This window comes from Streptomyces sp. NPDC103540, from assembly GCF_055584445.1.
In genome coordinates this window covers 216,621-232,797 of record NZ_JBVJMA010000006.1, presented here as the reverse complement: position 1 = coordinate 232,797, position 16,177 = coordinate 216,621, and the positions used below count along the sequence as shown (strand labels likewise).

Sequence of the window (16,177 nt, the reverse complement as noted above, 5' to 3'; positions counted from 1 at the left end):
GATCAGGCGCCACCGCAGAGGTGAGTGAAGGCTTCGCGTAGGTACGTGGGGAGCTTGTTCGGGTCGATCGATCGCGGCTTCAGCAGTTGTGCGGCGTACTGCGCGGTCACGGCCTTGCTCGCCTGCTTCCCGGGCTTCCTGCGCAGCGGCTGATATATCCGCATGGCGGCTTCGCCCGGGGACATCCCTCCTTGCTGCCACGTCCGGACCTCCTCGGCCGCACGCGTCTGGATGTCGGCTAGTTCGGCGGTAGAGGGCCACTTCTTCGTGGAGGCCCACGCGGAACGGACGGCCTGATGCATGACGGTCGCAAGGGGCCATGACGCTGCTGCGAGGTCGTACTCGAACGTCCAGTGGTCGGACACGAAGGTCTTCACCGGTCCTGCGTCCCCGTCTTTCAATCCTGCTACGTGTTCCTCTACTTGCTCGGGCGTCATGTCGGTGACGCAGGGGAGTTGGCCGCGCATGTCCGCAGGGGTCGCGGGTGGGAGGAGGTCGCGGTCACGGATACAGGCGACGGACACCGGAATCTGGTCACCGTCCCGCTGGAAGATACGGCTATAGCGGAACAGACCGGTGTGCCCCACGTTGACGATGCTGACGCCGTTCTCGCTGAACGACCAGCCTGCGGCGTCCGCGAGGGCCGGCAGCAGCAGAGCCTCCGCGTCACCCTCGACGAGAGCGACAGCCCGGGCAAAGAACAGGTTGGCCTTGGTCGCGTCGAGGAACTTGGACAGGAAGGCGTAGTCGCCCGGCTCGAGCCGGGTATCACCCGGCGCGAGCCCGTAGGCGCGGCCCCCGGCAACAAGGGTGATCCATTCGACAGGAACAGCCGAAGCAAGGTGCGGGCTGTGCGTGGTGATGACGACCTGAACTCGGGTGGCGGCGTTTCCGTCCCCACCGGCGGCACGTCCGAGTAGAAGGTCCATGACCCGTGTCTGCAGTTGGGGATGGAGGTGGGCTTCAGGTTCCTCTATGAGCAGGAGGGGTGCAACGTCGCTGTTGCCGAGCAGCAGGAGTTCGGCGGCCATGAAGAGCGCATTGTTGTAGCCGAGCCCACGCCGCGTCCATTCCGGTGCACCGGCCGAGAGTCGAAGTTCCAGGCGTTCCAGTGCCCGGGAGAGCGTTGCGTCTCCGGCGACGCCGATTTCTCCACGGAGCTGCTCTGTGCCGATGGAGAACCTCTCCAAGTAGCCGCTGTTGATGTCGTCGAGCGCAGCGGTGACAGTGGCGTTGGAGCGGATGTGGTGCTCAGCGCGGCGCAGGATGCCGACCAGGGTCTTGGCCGTGTCATTGTCGACGTCGAAGTCGTCCGCACCCTCGTCCTTCATCGTGGGATAGCCGGCAAGGATCTGCGAAAGGCGGGAACCTCGGCCCGCTCTCAGCTCACCCTCGGCATCTCTCAGCGGACGGAGGTAGGTAGCCTTCAGATGCTCCCGAGCCGCGCCGTCCACGGCCGGACCGTCACCGTCCGGGCCGGTACGTGTCGTGACGGACACCCGATGCGGCGGCAGTGACTCCATCAGCTGGGCTTTGAAACTGATGTGCAGAGACGTCGTCCCGTTCTGGTCCGTAGTCAGCAGCTCCAGGAAGATGCTTTGCTCCTCCGTGGACAAGTCCCTGAAGCAGCACGCGATGGTGAAGGTGTCCGCTCGCCCGTCCGGGCCGACGTGGAAGTCGTCCTTGGTAACACGGTAGAAGTCCGCCGCTGTCGTCAGGAGGCACAGTCGGATGGCGTCCACGACGGCGGTCTTCCCCGCATCGTTCTCCCCGAGCAGAACGGACACTCCGGGCTGCAGCTCAAGGCTAAGCGAGCCACCAGCGTCCAACGCCGATCGCCGGGCACCGAAAACTCGAAAGTTCTCGGCCCTGAGTGTGGCCAGATACACCGGACCCCCGCGACTGAGCCGACGCCACATGCGGCGCAGGCGTATCCCCCCGCGCCAAACTCCCCAGCTGTACGCGGCTACTCCGAAAAGCCTACGACTCGGGCCACAGATCCATCAGCGACTTTCAGACATCTGATCGGCGGTTGCCCAGCCAATGACCTGGCGAGAGGAGATGTCGATCATGGTGGCCAGATGGAGCCAGCCCTCCCCGGTCGGGATGTAGGTAATTTCGCCGCACCCGCGTGCGTCCAGGCCGGTGGAGTCGGGGTGGAAGTTCCGGACGATGAGGTCGAGCCGCGAGGCTTCCCCTGGACCGGCGATCGTGGTCAGGTGCCGTCGGCGTCGGTGCCGGGCCTGAAGCCCCGCCTCCCACGTCAGCCGGGCGACCCGGCGTCGCCCGCACTCCTCGCCCTCGCGTCGAAGGATGCCGTGGACACGCGGGGCACCGTAGGTGCCCGGCGAATGCTGGTGGACCTGGGTGATCCGCTTGGTCAACTCGGCGTCACGGACCGAGCGGGGGCCGGGCTTGCCGGTGCAGCGGGCATAGAAGGCGGTTCTGGAGACCTTTAGTAGTTCACACGCCCGTTCGACGCTGTGACCTGCACGTTTCTCCGCCTCGATGAACGGGTGCACCGTCACCGCGATTCCGTCGCGAAAAAAGGCCGTCGCACGCTTGAGGACCTCCACGTCCTCCCGCAGCCTGCGGTTCTCCCGCCGCAACGCGGCCAGTTCTTCATGGTCGTTGCTGGTCAGGCAACCTCGCTCACCCTTATCGACCTCAGCGTGCTTCCCCCGGTCCCGCACCGCGGTCTCGGTCAGATCGAAGTCTTTGGCGATCTGACCGACCGAGCGGTCACCGCGCCTGCACGGCTCGACAATCTCCGCCTTGAAATCCGGCGTGAACGAGAGGCGAGAGCGGGGCTTCTTCTTCCCCAATGCTCGCCATGATGGACATCCTCCCGGGGTTGAACCCCTGATCTCGGATGTCCGTCAAAGCGGATAAGCCCACTGTTTGGCAGACAGGTTTGCTGTGTTGGTCAGGTGGCAGTCGTTTCGTACTGGGCTGGTCATTGGTAGCCGAGGCTGCTATGGAGGCGTGGGGTGTTGTACGAACCTTCGATGCATTCGAAGATCGCGGTGCGGGCGGCGGTGTGGATGTGCCAGGTGCGCCGACTGACCAGTTCGTTTTCAGGGTGGCGAAGAAGAAGCCCTCTGATTCCACGAGGAGGTTGGCTCGCCATCGGGGTCCAGACCCGATGGCCATCGGGAGTCGAGGAGGAAGAAGCGGGCGTTCCCCGCGTCGGCGGCTTCACGGAGGAGAGACTCGACTCTCTTCCCGTCTCCCCTCTCTCCGTGCCGCAGTACCAGTGCCCTTAGCGCGTCGACGTTACCCATGTCAGCTGCCTCTCGGTACAGTGCTTCAGCGGCTCCTCGGTCCCCGGCTCGCTCCCGTGACACGGCAAGATCCACCAAGGCGTCGTCGCTTCCGGAGCGGGCGGCTTCGCGGTATAGCGCCTCGGCACCGATGGTGTCGCCGTTTCCGTCCCGCCACCGTGCCAGCTCGTGCAACGGGTGACGGCTGTTGACATCCGTGTTGACCGTCTCGCGCGCGAGGGCTTCGGCTCCGGCGTGGTCACCCGTATCGTCCCGCCACCGGATCAGCTCTCGGAGGGCGTATTGGTGCCCCGCCTCGGCGGCCTCCCGAAAGAGACGCTCGGCAGCGGTCATGTCCCCGGCCTTCGCTCGCAGTACTGCGAGATCGCGTAGAAGCTGGGGGCGACACGCGTCGACCGCCTGACGCGCGATGGCCTCTGCACGGCCGGGTTCTCCTGCCTGCTCCCGCAGGAGGATCAGGGCGCGTGCGGCCTTGGCGTCGCCGACGCCTGCGGCCTCTCGGAGGAGCGACTCGCAACTATCGATGTCTCCTGCTTTCCACCGGCGGATCGCCAGGTGGCGCAGGGCATCGGAGTCGCCGGCGTCGGATGCCTGTCGTGCGAGGGTCTCCGCCTCTTTCCGGTCTTCGGCGTCGTCACGCAGCAGGGCCAGATGGTGCAGGCTGCAAGTGTCACCCGCGTCGGCGTTGTACCGGAAGAGCGCCTCGGCGGCGGATACTTCTCCGGCCTTCTGACGTTTCAGCGCGAGTGCACGCAGGGTTTCTGTGGATCCGGAGTCGGCGAGTGCCCGTGCCAGTGCCTCCGCGTCCGAGTGGTTCGCACTCTTCTCACGCCGCTCCGCAAGACTCCGCAGGCCCTCTGTGTGACCCGCTTCCGCCGCTCTACGGGCGAAGGCCTCCGCCGTACGGTGATCCCCGGAATCGTCCTTGATTACAGCAAGGTCACTCAAAGCCTCCAGGAACCCGGCCTCGACCGCCTGCGAGAAGAGATTTTCCGCAGCAGCCGTTTCCCCGGCCTCCGCTCGCCAGACGCCCATTACCCACAAGCCCGAGGGGTTGCCGGCGGCAGCTCCGTCCAGGGCGGCAGCTTCCGCGCCGTCGGGGTCCCCGGCCACCGCCCGTGACCAGAGCCTGCCGGTGTCCTCGTCGAGGCCGTGGCCCTCGTCGACGACCGCCTTGGCCTCTTGGGGAGCACCGGCCAGTTCGGACTGCTCGACGCGACGCTGAAGGTGATGGGCCCACTGCAGGCGATGTCGGGCCTTCGCCGCCGTAGCAAGGCCGTTGAGGTCGTCGAACTGTGTGAGTCGTGCGAGGGCAGCACTCCAGAACGAAGCCGGCGGGCAGAGGTGACGCCGAGTTTGACGGCCATGCTGCTCCAGATAGTCGGCAAGACGGAACACGGTTCCGGTTCCTCCCAATTCAGCGAGCACAGGCTCGCTGACAGGGGGAGTCCGCTTGGGGCGGGTGTGCGCAGGACGCAGGGGAGCTTGCTTGCCGTGGACAGGCTCAGCAAGTTCGGCCAGAGCGTCTTGAGCCCAGTCCGGCCGCTGGAGAAAGCTGCCGTAGTCCTCGTCGCCGATGTAATCGCCCGCCGCATCGGTCAGAAATTCCTGGGGCAGGTGCAAACCCACGCCGAGGCGCCGTGCGTCCATGGCTGCCTCCAGTACAGCTCTGGCAGGAGGGCTCGCGGTCAGGTAGCGGTGAAGGAGGAGGGGGGCTCCCGCAAGGTCCTGTGCCACCCGACCGCTGCCGCGGGCCCGTCCGAGGGCGTCCGCGAGCAGTTGATCACCTGTCTGCGCTCGCGTGGTTGCCTCCTGCAGTGCCTTCACGTCGAAGGTCTCGGGCACGTGCACGATCCGGCCTGTTAGGAGTTCCCGCACCCTGCTGTGTGGGTCCGGGGCCGTGGGGGTGGGAGGAGCGATGTACCGGCGTGCGTATTCGGGCCACAAGGTGCCCAGTAAGAGGAGGGGCCCGCGTCCGGGGGTGGTGAGCATGGCGTGGAGGGCGGCAGCGATCCGTTCTCCGTGGCTGGGGTCGCCCAGGTAGTGCTGGGCTTCGTTCAGCCACACGACGGTGCGTGGTCCTACACGGGCGAGCGCGTCGTGCGCCGCCTCGGCACGCGTCGGGTTGAAGGGATGCCACAGTGCCCATCCCTTCGACGCCAACGGCTGTACAGCTTCCCAACATGCCCGGGTCTTGCCCGTCGAGGACGACCCGACCAGCACCACCATGCGTCGTTCGCCTGCTGCCACCGCTGCGACGGCGGCGGCCAGCACCCGGTCATGGTCTCGTCGGACGTATCCGGAGAGCACGGAGACAGATCGGTGCCCCAGGCCCACGTCGGACCCAGCAGGATGAACCTCCAAGTGATGCGGGTCCCATTCCGCGATCGGCTTCCCCAGAGCCTCTACCACCTCCGTCGACGCCGGAGTCTCCCCAACGGCGATGCGCCGCAGGTCCAGCAACTCGGTCTCGGGAAGCCCAAGCGCGTGCGCAAGCGCGGCGATCGTACCGGGGGAGGGGATGGGTGCCTTGGGGTTGAACGCTTCCTGAACCGTCGTGCGGCCCAGTCTCGCCCGGGCAGCGAGCTGAGTTTTGGTCAGACCAAGAACGGCAAAGCCGTTGCCGAGCCGCCTGCGCAACTCGGCTAGCGCCGAGTCACGATCTCGCGTTCCACCGTTCACCTACCAATGCCCTCTCGCCCGAGCTGTTCGTCGGTGTTCATTTTCCACCGTCCGAACCATGGCGAACACGACTTCCCCGACTCTCGGATACGTCAAGACCATCCCACCAGCATGGAGTCGCAGTGTCCGCTCTCAGCATCCTCCTGATCACCACCGCACTGGTCGTTCTCTTCGCCTTGTTCGCTGCCGGCGTCGCCGGCAAGCTCGCGCGACTCGACGGCGCCTCCTACCCGACCGCTCTGGCCCGGGCCGCCGTCGCCTTCGCCGCCGTGTTGACGCTGGCGGCGGCCGTCACGTCTGCCCTGGCTGCGGTGTGACGGCACCAGTCAGGCGCGGGTCTCCTGGACGCGGGTCAGCACCCCGGTGATGTGTACGGCCGTCGCCCCCGCCGTCATCGCCACTATGTGTACTGCATCGCGCGGGCGAGGGTGTGCTCGACGCGTGCTAGGGCTCTGCGCTGCTCGGCGTTGTCTTCGTTCGAGAGCATCACGCGATGGTTACCTGGTTCACCCCGCTCGACACCCAAGACAATTGTCTGGGATCCGTGGTGCCCCAACCTCCTCTGACCCACACCAACTCCCGATCGCTCCGCACCACTCCCACCGCAGCCACTGCATGCCCCTCCCAGGCGCCACACGCACCGCATCCGAACCATGCCCGGACCAGCTAGGAGCCGCGCACACCGACGCTTTCGCTGGTCAGCGCGGAGCGGCCGCTTCACTACCAACAGACGCAGAATCTGCTGGACGTCTGGGCGGATTCTTGCGCCCTGACAAGGGAAACTGGCTGGTCACACGGCCTTGGACGGCGTGGTGGTCGCCTGTGGTCGCAGGGTGGAAGTGTCCACTTCCCTCCGCCTCCCGGAGGCGATCCCCATGCGTACCAGCGTCGGCCGCGGCCGGATCTACCGCCGCTGCGGCTGCAGAGACACCCAGCATCGCCAGCTCGGCACCCATTGCCCCCACCTGGCCACCGACAGCGACCACGGCACCTGGAGCTTCGCCGTCGACGTCCCCACCCCGGACCACCACCGCACCACAGTGCGCCGGGGCGGCTTCACCAGCCAGGACGCCGCCGAGCAGGCCCTGAGTCGTTTCCTCGAGGGCGAGGCCGGCGGATACAACGCCGACCCGAACCAGACCGTCGCCGCCTACCTGAACGCGTGGCTGGGAGCGAAGGCTCTGGTGCTGAAGCCGACGACCATGGCCCGCTATCGCGACTACGTCCGCAATGACCTCGTCCCCGCATTCGGGAATCTCAAGCTCGACCAGCCCGCTCACCGGCAAATCTCGGCCTACGTCACGTGCCAGCTCGCCGCCGGCCGCGGCCGGACCACCCTCTACCGCTGCCTGGCGACCCTCTCCAGCGCCCTGGGCGACGCCGTCCGCCAGCACCGCCTCCCCCACAACCCCGCCAGTCCCCCGGTCCTGCGGCGCCCGGCGGCGCCGGAACGACGCATCTGGACGGCGAAGGAGGCGGTCCACTTCCTCACCTACTGCCACCAGGCCGACCCGGAAATGGCCGACCTGTTCGAGTTCCTCATCGGCACCGGCATGCGCAAGGGCGAAGCCCTCGGCCTGCACTGGAAAGACGTCCACCTCACGGAAGGCGTCCTCTACGTACGCTGCACCCTCTCCGCCATCGACAACAACCACCTCGTCATCACCGCACCGAAGACCCGCTCCAGCCGCGCCTGGGTCGCCATCTCACCCCGCGTCGCCACCGCCCTCCGGCACCGATCGATGACAACGCCCTGTGCGCAGAACAACCCTGCCGATCCGTTCACCGGACTGGTCTTCTGCCGACCCAACGGCCAGCCGCTCGGCCCGCACCACGTCCTGGACCGGCTGCATCAGCTGTCCGAAGAAGCCGGCGTCCCGCGGATCACCGTCCACGACCTGCGCCACCTCGCCGCCACCATCACCATCACGGCCGGTGTGCCGCTCACCGTGGTCTCCAAGACACTGCGGCACTCCACCCTGTCCACGACCGCGAACATCTACAGCCACCTCACCCGGCAGGCCGCTCGCGAAGCCGTCGACACCATCGACCGCACCCTCACCGGAGCCGAGAAGGCCCACGCCGACACGAGCCGCCCGGCCGGCTGCGACCACCACGCGACCACATCCACCGGCTCGGTGAGATTGTCCGCCGGCTCCGCTCCCCCGCGCCGCCGGCCTTCAGCGCCACGGCCTCCCGGCCGCAGACTGGACGTGCGACCACACTGCGACCACCATGGCTCCGGACGCACGAAAGGCCGTCCTCTCACGGATGAGAGAACGGCCTCCGACGTGCGTGAAGCACAGTCGGGACGACAGGATTTGAACCTGCGACCCCTTGACCCCCAGTCAAGTGCGCTACCAAGCTGCGCCACGTCCCGATGTGCCTGCCACCTGGGGTTTCCCCCTCGCGCCGGGCACATGCAGAACATTACCCCACGTCGAGGGGTGCGCGTGCACGGGTGATCCCCGCAGGCGAGGATGGGCGCGTGGACGGACGGGATCGCGATGGTGAGGGGCGGGCGCGCAGCGCGCGGCCGCGGGACGGGTTGGGGCGGCCGTTGCCGTACGGGGCGCCGGGGGTGGAGCGGCAGCCCGAGGGGGTGGTGCGCTCGCCGGCGGGGACGGTGGAGGAGGCCCAGCGGTTGTTGGACGCCGGGATGCCCTTCCACGCGCACGAGGTGTTCGAGGACGCGTGGAAGTCCCGGCCGCGCGCGGAGGAGGCGCTGTGGCGGGGGCTGGCGCAGCTCGCGGTGGGGTTGACGCACGCCGCGCGGGGCAACGCGGTCGGTGGGGCGCGGTTGCTGCGGCGCGGGGCGGCCGGGATCGAGGCCCGGGCGGGCGCGGGGGCGGGCGGGGATCCGTACGGCATCGACGTGCGGGGGCTGGTCCTGTGGGCCCGGGAGCTGGCGGGCCGGGTGGAGGGGGGCGCGGCGGTCGATGCCGTACGGGAGGCGCCGGGGCTACGCGGCGGGCTGGAGTAGGTCCCAGCGGTTGCCGTAGAGGTCCTCGAAGACGGCGACGGAGCCGTACGGCTCGTGGCGCGGTTCCTCCAGGAAGCGGACGCCTTCGACGGTCATGCGGGCGTGGTCGGCGGCGAAGTCGTCGGTGTAGAGGAAGAAGCCGACGCGGCCGCCGGTCTGGTCGCCGACCCGGGGGGTCTGGGCCTCGCCCTTGGCGCGGGCCAGCAGGAGGGCGCTCTCCTTGGCGCCGGGCGGGCGGACGACGACCCAGCGGGAGCCGTCGGGGCGGGCGGTGTCCTCGGCGAGTTCGAAGCCGAGGGCGCGGGTGTAGAAGTCGATGGCCTCGTCGTAGTCGTGGACGAGGAGTGCGGTCAGGGCGAGGTGCGAGGGCATGCCCCTATTGTGCGTCGGCGCGCAGGAGGACGACGTCCAGGGTGCGGGGGCCGTGGACGCCCTCCACCCGGTCGAGTTCGATGTCGCTGGTGGCCGAGGGGCCGGAGATCCAGGTCAGCGGGCGGGTGGGGTCGAGGCGTTCGAGGGCCTGCGGTACGGAGTCCACCAGCCGGTCGGGGACGCGTACGACGCAGACGTGGTGGTCCGGGATCAGGGTGATGCGTCGCCGGCCCTGGTCGGGGCCGCCGTCGAGGACGATCGTGCCGGTCTCGGCGATGGCCAGGGCGCAGCCGGTGACCACGGCGTCGACCCGGTCCAGTTCGCGCGGGGTGGACTCCGCCCGGTCGGGGACGGGGGCGGCCTCGGTGGCGGCGAGCCAGTGCGGGGGCAGGGCGGGCGGGACGAGGACGGTGCGGGCGCCCGACAGGAGGCGCGCCAGCAGGAGCGGCAGGCCGGTGTCGTCGACGCGGTGGACCGTGGCCCGGTACTCGGTGAGGTGGGCGGCGAGCAGGTCGGCGCTCTCGGCCGGGGTGCGGGCGCCGTGCACGCGCAGGTAGTCCCGGGGGATCTCCGGCGCGGGGGTGTCGTGCAGGGCCCGGCGGATCCGGGCCAGGACGCGGTCCCTGCCGCTCATCGGGGGTCCTCCTGTCGCCTCGTCGCCCACCAGTCGCGGAAGGAGCGCTCCGGTACGGCGGGCAGGTCGCGGGTGTCGGTCCAGGCCCGGCCGGGGCCCGGCAGGCGGTGGGCGCGCAGGCGGCGGGCGCGGGCCAGGAGCCGCTCGCCGGCGCGCAGCGCGCCCGGGTGGTCGAGGAGGAGGCGGGCGGCGCGCATCGCGGCCCGTTCGGCGGTGCGGCCGTGTGCGGGGCGCAGGCGTACGCGGACGCCGGCGCGGGTCACGGGGCCGCCCTGGGCCACGCGCTCGCGCAGGTGGACGAGGACCTCGGGGATGTCGATGGCGACGGGGCAGACCTCGTAGCAGGCGCCGCAGAGGGTGGAGGCGTAGGGCAGCGTGGCGTCGATGTCGCTCGCGGTGCCGCGGAGTTGGGGGCTCAGGATGGCGCCGATGGGGCCCGGGTAGACGGAGCCGTAGGCGTGGCCGCCGGCGCGTTCGTAGACGGGGCAGACGTTGAGGCAGGCGGAGCAGCGGATGCAGCGCAGGGCCTGTCGGCCGACCCGGTCGGCGAGGGTGTCGGTGCGGCCGTTGTCGAGGAGGACGAGGTGGAAGGCGGAGGGGCCGTCGCCGTCCGCGCCCTTCGAGGGTCCGAGCCCGGTCCACATCGTGGTGTACGGGTTCATCCGCTCGGCGGTGGAGGAGCGCGGCAGGGTCTGGAGGAAGACCTCCAGGTCGCGGAAGGTGGGCACGACCTTCTCGATGCCGACGACGGAGATCAGGGTCTCGGGGAGGGTCAGGCACATCCGGCCGTTGCCCTCGGATTCGAGGACGACCATGGTGCCGGTCTCGGCGACCATGAAGTTGGCTCCGGAGACGGCGACCTTGGCGCGCAGGAACTTCTCCCGCAGGTGGAGGCGGGCGGCCTCGGCGAGGGCGGGCGGGCTGTCGTCGAGGTCGGCGGGTGCGGGGCGGCCCCAGGCGCCCATCTCGCGGGTGAAGATCTCGCGGATCTCGGCGCGGTTGCGGTGGATGGCGGGGACCAGGATGTGCGAGGGGCGGTCGTGGCCCAACTGGACGATCAGTTCGGCGAGGTCGGTCTCGTAGGCGGCGATGCCGGCGGCTTCGAGGGCCTCGTTGAGGCCGATCTCCTGGGTGGCCATGGACTTGACCTTGACGACCTCCCGCTCCCCCGTGGCGCGGACCAGGTCGGTGACGATCCGGTTGGCCTCGTCGGCGTCGGCGGCCCAGTGGACGGTGCCGCCGGCGGCGGTGACGGAGGCCTCCAGGCGCAGCAGGTGTTCGTCGAGGCGGGCGAGGGTGGCGTCCTTGACGGCCTTGCCGGCCTCGCGGAGCCGGTCCCAGTCGGAGAGTTCGGTGACGGCGCGGGCGCGTTTGTCGCGGATGGTGTGGGTGGCGTGGCGGAGGTTGGCGCGCAGGACGTCGTCCCGTACGGCCTCACGGGCCGCCTCCGGGAAGGGAGGGAAGGCCGGGGCGGGCGGGAAGCCGGGCATGCCGAGGGGGACCGCGGTCATCGGAGGGGGTCCTCCTCGGTGGAGGCGAGGATCTCGGCGAGGTGCAGGGTGCGCAGCGGGGCGTCGGCGCGGCGCAGGAGGCCGTCGAGGTGGGTGAGGCAGGAGTTGTCGGCGCCGCAGAGGACGTCCGCCCCGGTTTCCAGGGCGTTGCGCAGTTTGTCGGTTCCCATGGCGGTGGACACGTCCGGGTTCTTCAGGGCGAAGGTGCCGCCGAAGCCGCAGCATTCCTCGGCGCCGGGCAGCTCGACCAGATCCAGCCCCTTGACGGCGGCCAGCAGCCGGCGCGGGCGCTCGCCGAGCCCGAGGGAGCGCAGGCCGTGGCAGGAGGGGTGGTAGGTGACGGTGTGCGGGAAGAAGGCGCCGACGTCGGTGACGCCGAGGACGTCGACGAGGAACTCGGTGAGCTCGTACACGCGCGGTACGAGGTCCCGCGCGCGCTCCTCCAGGAGGGTGCCGCGCCCCTCCTCGGCGGCCTTGCGACCGATGCGCGGGTAGTGCTCGCGGATCATCGCGGCGCAGGAGGCGGAGGGGGTGACCACGTGGTCGTGGCCGGCGAAGGCCCCGGCGGTGCGCAGCAGCAGCGGTTCGCTCTCGCGGCGGTAGCCGGTGTTGTACTGGGGCTGACCGCAGCAGCTCTGGGCGGCGGGGAAGTCCACCTCGACGCCGAGCCGCTCCAGGAGGCGTACGACGGCGATGCCGGTGGCGGGGTACAACGCGTCGTTGACGCAGGTGACGAACAGGGCGACACGCATGATGGGCACAATAGCCGGGTGAAGAAGTTCTCAGTGATCGGCATAGGCGCGGGCGACCCGGAACACCTGACCCTCCAGGCGGTGCGGGCGATCGGCGCGGCGGACGCGTTCCTCATCCTGGAGAAGGGGGAGGAGAAGTCGGACCTGACGGGGTTGCGGCGGGCCATGCTCGACGCGCACGCCCGTCCGGGGCACCGGCTGGTGGAGGGTCGCGACCCGGACCGGGACCGCACCCCGGCGGACTACACCCCGACGGTGGACGGCTGGCGCAGCGCGCGGGCCGAGATCTTCGAGCGGTTCATCGCGCAGGACCTGGCGGAGGGCGAGACCGGGGCCTTCCTGGTGTGGGGGGACCCCTCGCTCTACGACTCCACGCTCGCGATCCTCGACGAGGTGCTGGAGCACGGGCGGGTGGCGTTCGAGCACGAGGTGGTGCCGGGGATCAGCAGCGTCTCGGCGCTGCTGGCCCGGCACCGGGTCAACCTGAACCGGGTGGGCCGGCCGGTGCAGATCACCACGGGCCGGCGGCTCGCGGAGGGCTGGCCGCAGGACGTGGACGACGTGGTGGTGATGCTGGACGCGCGGCACGCCTTCACGGCCCACCTCGACCAGGACCTGCACATCTACTGGGGCGCCTACGTCGGCACGCCGGACGAGATCCTGGTCTCGGGGAAGCTGGCGGACGTGGCCGGGCGCATCGAGGAGCTGCGGACCGAGGCGCGGGCCCGCAAGGGCTGGATCATGGACACGTACCTGCTGCGACGCCACTGAGGCACGCCGTCCGGCGCGGCCGGGGTCGACCGCGGCGGCCCCGGTCGACCCCGGCCCGGGCGACCCCGGCCCGGGCGGCTTCGGCCCCGGCCCCGACCCCGCCCCCGTCAGCCCAGGAACTCGGGCAGGACGGCGACGAGCCGCTCGTACTCCTCGGGCCGGTTGTAGATCTGGCCGCAGATCCGGATGCCGCCGCCGCCCGGCCGGGGCCAGATCAGGACCCGGATCCGGTGGCGGGCGGCGATCTCCTCGCGCAGGGCGACGGCCTGGTCTCGGGTCTCGGCGATCCCCGGCGGCAGCAGCAGGGCGCGCAGGGGCAGGCCCGGGGTGTGCGGCAGGAGCTCGACGCCGGGCAGCCCGGCGAGCAGCTCGGCTCCGTAGGCGGCCAGGGCGCTGTTGTGGGCGCGGACCTTCTCGGCGTCGAGGCGTTCCAGCAGGTCGAGGCCCTCGGGGGCGGCGAGCCAGCCGGTGTAGTCGACGGTCGCGCGGAATTCGACGGCGCGCGGGAAGCCGTGGTGGTCCTCCCAGGACGGGGACTGGGCGCGTACGCGGGTCCGGTGGGAGGGGGCCACGTGCAGCAGGGCGGTACCGGCGGGGGCGTAGGCCCACTTGTGGAGGTTGCCGAACCAGAAGTCGGCCCCGGGGGCGATCGGCCGGTCGAGCATGCCGGGGGTGTGGGCGCCGTCGACGACGGTCGTCACCCCGCGGGCGGAGAGGTCGGCGATCAGTCGGGGCGTGGCGATCAGTCGGGCGGTGGGCGAGCTGACGTGGTCGAGCAGGGCCACCTTCGTACGGGGGGTGAGGGCGGCGAGGACGGTCTCTCGGACGGCGTCCTCGTCGGGCAGGCGCGGGTCGAGGGCGACGGTGTTGAGGGGGGCGCGGCGGGCGGCGGCGTCGACGACGGTGCCGTAGCCGTGGTCGGTGACGAGGATCTCGTCCCCGTCGGCGAGGGGGATCGCGTCGAGGGCGAGGTTGGCCCCCTCGGTGGCGTTGGTGATGAACGAGAGGCCGTCGGGGTCCGTGCCCAGGTGCGCGGCGACGCGGGCACGGGTGCCGGCCAGCCGGTCGGCGGCGCCGTTGAAGAAGGAGTCGGGGTCGGCGTGGGCCCGGTCGCGCAGGGCTTCCTGGGCCTGCTGGACGGGGAGGGGGACCGCCCCGTAGGAGCCGTGGTTGAGGTGGGCGATGGCGGGGTCCAGCGCGAAGAGGCCGGGACCGCCCGGGAAGACGGGCGGGGCGGGCGGCTGGGTCACGGGGTACCTCCGGGGACGGTCGGTGACGCACCGGGCGGTGGGTGCGGCATCGGGATCATGCCGGGGGCGGGGCGCGCGCGGAAGGACCACTTCGCACGTATTGGCCTGCGCCCGATCGACGACAGGGCCCCGGGCCTGTCGTCGAACTCCCGTCGTCGCCCGGATCGCGGGGCGGGCGGGAGTGCGACGACAGGGCCTAGGGTTTCCGGCCGCTGGTGGCCGCGTAGTACTGGAGGTCCTGGACGTCGGGCGTGCGCTCGACGGGGTAGGGCAGTTCCACCCGCACCTCCTCGGAGCCGTCGCGCGCCAGCCGGGCCGAGCTGGTGCCCGGCGCGAGCCGGAGCAGTCGGGCGTGGACCCCGGCCGGGGTCTCGTGCGCGGCCTTCGCGGCGCCGACGGTGGTGCGGACGGTGCCGGGGGCCGTGAGGAAGCTGAGCACCTCCACGGTGTCCCGGGCGGCGGCGCTGCCCTTGCGCAGGGACATCAGCCGCGTCTGCCCGGGGACGGTCGGGGCGGCGCCCGCGAACTGGGTGCGGGAGGTGAGGTAGAGGGTGTCGCGGACGATCTCGGGCCAGCTGCCCGTCTTGAAGCGGGTCAGGTAGTAGGAGGTCAGGTCCAGGTACGTCGAGCCGTTGTGCAGGGACGGGGCGATGTGGCTGCCCTCGGAGTAGTCGTTCCAGGTGGTCAGTTGGACCCAGTCGGCGCCGTCCTCGATGGCGTGCGTCCAGGTGGACCGCAGGGTGGCGGTGTTGCCCGCCTCGTCGTAGACGCCCTGGTTGGGGCGGGCGTCCTGGACGGACACCGGCTGCATCCAGATCTTGCCGAGGGCGTGGGCCCGGCGGACGTCCTCGGTGGCGCCCTCCTGGCCGACGTGGCTGCGGCTTCCCCACTCGGAGAACCCGTGGCTGATGGGGGCGAACCGCGTGCCGTGGGCCGCGAAGTCGAGGAACAGCGGCACGAAGGCGGTGCGCACGCCGTGCCGGGAGGCCAGGAGGTCGAGGACCCGTTCCCACCACCCGACGTCCTTCGCCTCGGCCTTGAAGGGGGAGACGACGAGGCGTCCGTCGCCGAGCCGGTGGGCCGCGGGGGAAGCGGCGAGGGCGGCGAGGGCGTCCGCGAGCACGGCCGGATCGTCGGTGTCCAGGGAGGCCATGTCCGGCATCAGCATGATCTTGAAGCCGGGGTCGACCGCGTGGGCCGCCCGCAGCAGCGAGGTCGAGCGCTCCCAGTTCTTCCCGGAGAGGGACAGCAGGTCGAGGGTGAACCCGTCGAGGCCGGCGGCGCGGGCGGTGCGGACCTCCCGCAGGAGGTTGGCGTACTCCCAGTCGCCCGTCCCGGGCGCCACCGGCGGCGGGCGGTCGCGCAGCAGGCCGCCGTAGCCGAGGTGCCGGCCGTTCTCCCCGGCCGGTTGGAGGTAGTTGCGGGTGTAGTAGTCGACGTCGGCGGCGGCGTTGTCCAGGGAGAGCGGGTACGGGGTGAAGTAGTGGGCGAAGACCAGCTTCCCGGCGGCCGCTCCCGAGCGCAGCGCGGCCGGGGAGGGCAGGTCGAAGGGCAGGGCCGGGGTGGCGGCGTGGCCGGGCGGGCCGTCCGTCGGGGCCGGTCCGGAGGGGGAGGCCGAGACGGACGGGGACGGCGGTGGCGGCTCGGGGGCCGGGGCGGCCGGCACGGCTCCCGTGGGGGTGGGGGTGCGGGCTCCGGGGGGACCCGTGTCGCGCCCGGCCCGGTCGGATCGGGACCCGGTCGGGTCGGCGTTCCAGGCGATGCCGGCCGCGGCTCCGATCCCGACGAGGAGGAACGCGGCCAGGAGGAAGGCCAACAGGGCGCGGGGGCCCCGGTGTCGGGGCCTTCGGTGCGAGGCGCGCGCGGCCCGTGCGCCGTCCCGCGCCGCCGGGCGCCGCTGCTGCCGGTCCGCTGTCATCGTGGCCCCTCCGCCGACGT

The 16,177-nt window shown here is 70.9% G+C and carries 12 protein-coding genes, 1 tRNA gene and 1 pseudogene; 4 read left to right on the top strand and 10 right to left on the bottom strand.

Annotation, left to right across the window (positions count from 1 at the left end; translation table 11 throughout):
* Positions 1-2: 2 nt before the first annotated feature.
* From ACZ6ZI_RS16830 to ACZ6ZI_RS16820, 3 genes are all read right to left on the bottom strand, one after another.
* On the bottom strand, positions 3-1,919 hold the full coding sequence (locus ACZ6ZI_RS16830) for an ATP-dependent nuclease (protein WP_469521085.1): 1,917 nt from the start codon (positions 1,917-1,919) through the stop codon (positions 3-5).
* 84 nt (positions 1,920-2,003) lie between these two features.
* Positions 2,004-2,825 carry an IS3 family transposase gene (locus ACZ6ZI_RS16825; protein ID WP_469521082.1) on the bottom strand — a complete coding sequence of 274 codons (822 nt, stop codon included), beginning with the start codon at positions 2,823-2,825 and terminating at the stop codon, positions 2,004-2,006.
* 252 nt (positions 2,826-3,077) lie between these two features.
* Entirely contained in the window at positions 3,078-5,966 is a 2,889-nt protein-coding gene (locus tag ACZ6ZI_RS16820) for a helix-turn-helix domain-containing protein (protein WP_469521079.1), read from the bottom strand.
* Between the two features lie 122 nt (positions 5,967-6,088).
* Between ACZ6ZI_RS16820 and ACZ6ZI_RS16815 the strand changes: the two genes are divergently transcribed.
* Both ACZ6ZI_RS16815 and ACZ6ZI_RS16810 read left to right on the top strand, forming a co-directional pair.
* Positions 6,089-6,283, top strand: coding sequence for a hypothetical protein (locus tag ACZ6ZI_RS16815; protein WP_469521077.1), 195 nt, complete (start codon positions 6,089-6,091; stop codon positions 6,281-6,283).
* A gap of 558 nt (positions 6,284-6,841) precedes the next feature.
* A pseudogene (locus tag ACZ6ZI_RS16810) lies at positions 6,842-7,924 on the top strand (site-specific integrase); the annotation flags it as partial.
* Between the two features lie 348 nt (positions 7,925-8,272).
* Here ACZ6ZI_RS16810 and ACZ6ZI_RS16805 read toward each other — a convergent pair.
* A tRNA-Pro gene (locus ACZ6ZI_RS16805) sits at positions 8,273-8,346 on the bottom strand.
* A gap of 108 nt (positions 8,347-8,454) precedes the next feature.
* Here ACZ6ZI_RS16805 and ACZ6ZI_RS16800 point away from each other — a divergent pair.
* Positions 8,455-8,949: a DUF309 domain-containing protein gene (locus tag ACZ6ZI_RS16800; RefSeq protein ID WP_469521074.1), complete on the top strand. Its 495-nt coding sequence runs from the start codon at positions 8,455-8,457 to the stop codon at positions 8,947-8,949.
* Here the strand turns inward: ACZ6ZI_RS16800 and ACZ6ZI_RS16795 are convergent.
* From ACZ6ZI_RS16795 to ACZ6ZI_RS16780, 4 genes are read right to left on the bottom strand one after another with little or no spacing between them, the layout of a single operon-like run.
* Positions 8,929-9,321 (bottom strand): VOC family protein, encoded by a 393-nt coding sequence (locus ACZ6ZI_RS16795; protein WP_469521071.1) that lies wholly within the window; start codon positions 9,319-9,321, stop codon positions 8,929-8,931. The genes ACZ6ZI_RS16800 and ACZ6ZI_RS16795 overlap by 21 nt on opposite strands.
* A gap of 4 nt (positions 9,322-9,325) precedes the next feature.
* Positions 9,326-9,955, bottom strand: a complete 630-nt coding sequence (locus tag ACZ6ZI_RS16790; RefSeq protein ID WP_469521069.1) for a LutC/YkgG family protein — start codon at positions 9,953-9,955, stop codon at positions 9,326-9,328.
* Positions 9,952-11,466, bottom strand: a complete 1,515-nt coding sequence (locus ACZ6ZI_RS16785; protein ID WP_469521067.1) for a lactate utilization protein B — start codon at positions 11,464-11,466, stop codon at positions 9,952-9,954. The genes ACZ6ZI_RS16790 and ACZ6ZI_RS16785 overlap by 4 nt, the downstream gene beginning before the upstream one ends.
* Complete coding sequence (locus ACZ6ZI_RS16780) at positions 11,463-12,218, bottom strand: (Fe-S)-binding protein (RefSeq protein ID WP_469521065.1); 756 nt, start codon at positions 12,216-12,218, stop codon at positions 11,463-11,465. Before ACZ6ZI_RS16780 ends, ACZ6ZI_RS16785 begins: the two co-directional genes overlap by 4 nt.
* A gap of 18 nt (positions 12,219-12,236) precedes the next feature.
* On the opposite strand from ACZ6ZI_RS16780, the gene cobF reads away from it, so the two are divergent.
* Positions 12,237-12,989 (top strand): precorrin-6A synthase (deacetylating), encoded by a 753-nt coding sequence (gene cobF / locus ACZ6ZI_RS16775; RefSeq protein WP_469521063.1) that lies wholly within the window; start codon positions 12,237-12,239, stop codon positions 12,987-12,989.
* Between the two features lie 107 nt (positions 12,990-13,096).
* On the opposite strand, the gene ACZ6ZI_RS16770 is transcribed toward cobF, so the two are convergent.
* A complete protein-coding gene (locus ACZ6ZI_RS16770) occupies positions 13,097-14,239 on the bottom strand; it encodes an aminotransferase class V-fold PLP-dependent enzyme (RefSeq protein ID WP_469521060.1) in 1,143 nt (380 codons plus the stop codon).
* Positions 14,240-14,435: 196 nt separating this feature from the next.
* Positions 14,436-16,157 carry a glycoside hydrolase family 71 protein gene (locus tag ACZ6ZI_RS16765; protein ID WP_469521057.1) on the bottom strand — a complete coding sequence of 574 codons (1,722 nt, stop codon included), beginning with the start codon at positions 16,155-16,157 and terminating at the stop codon, positions 14,436-14,438.
* Positions 16,158-16,177: the final 20 nt, after the last annotated feature.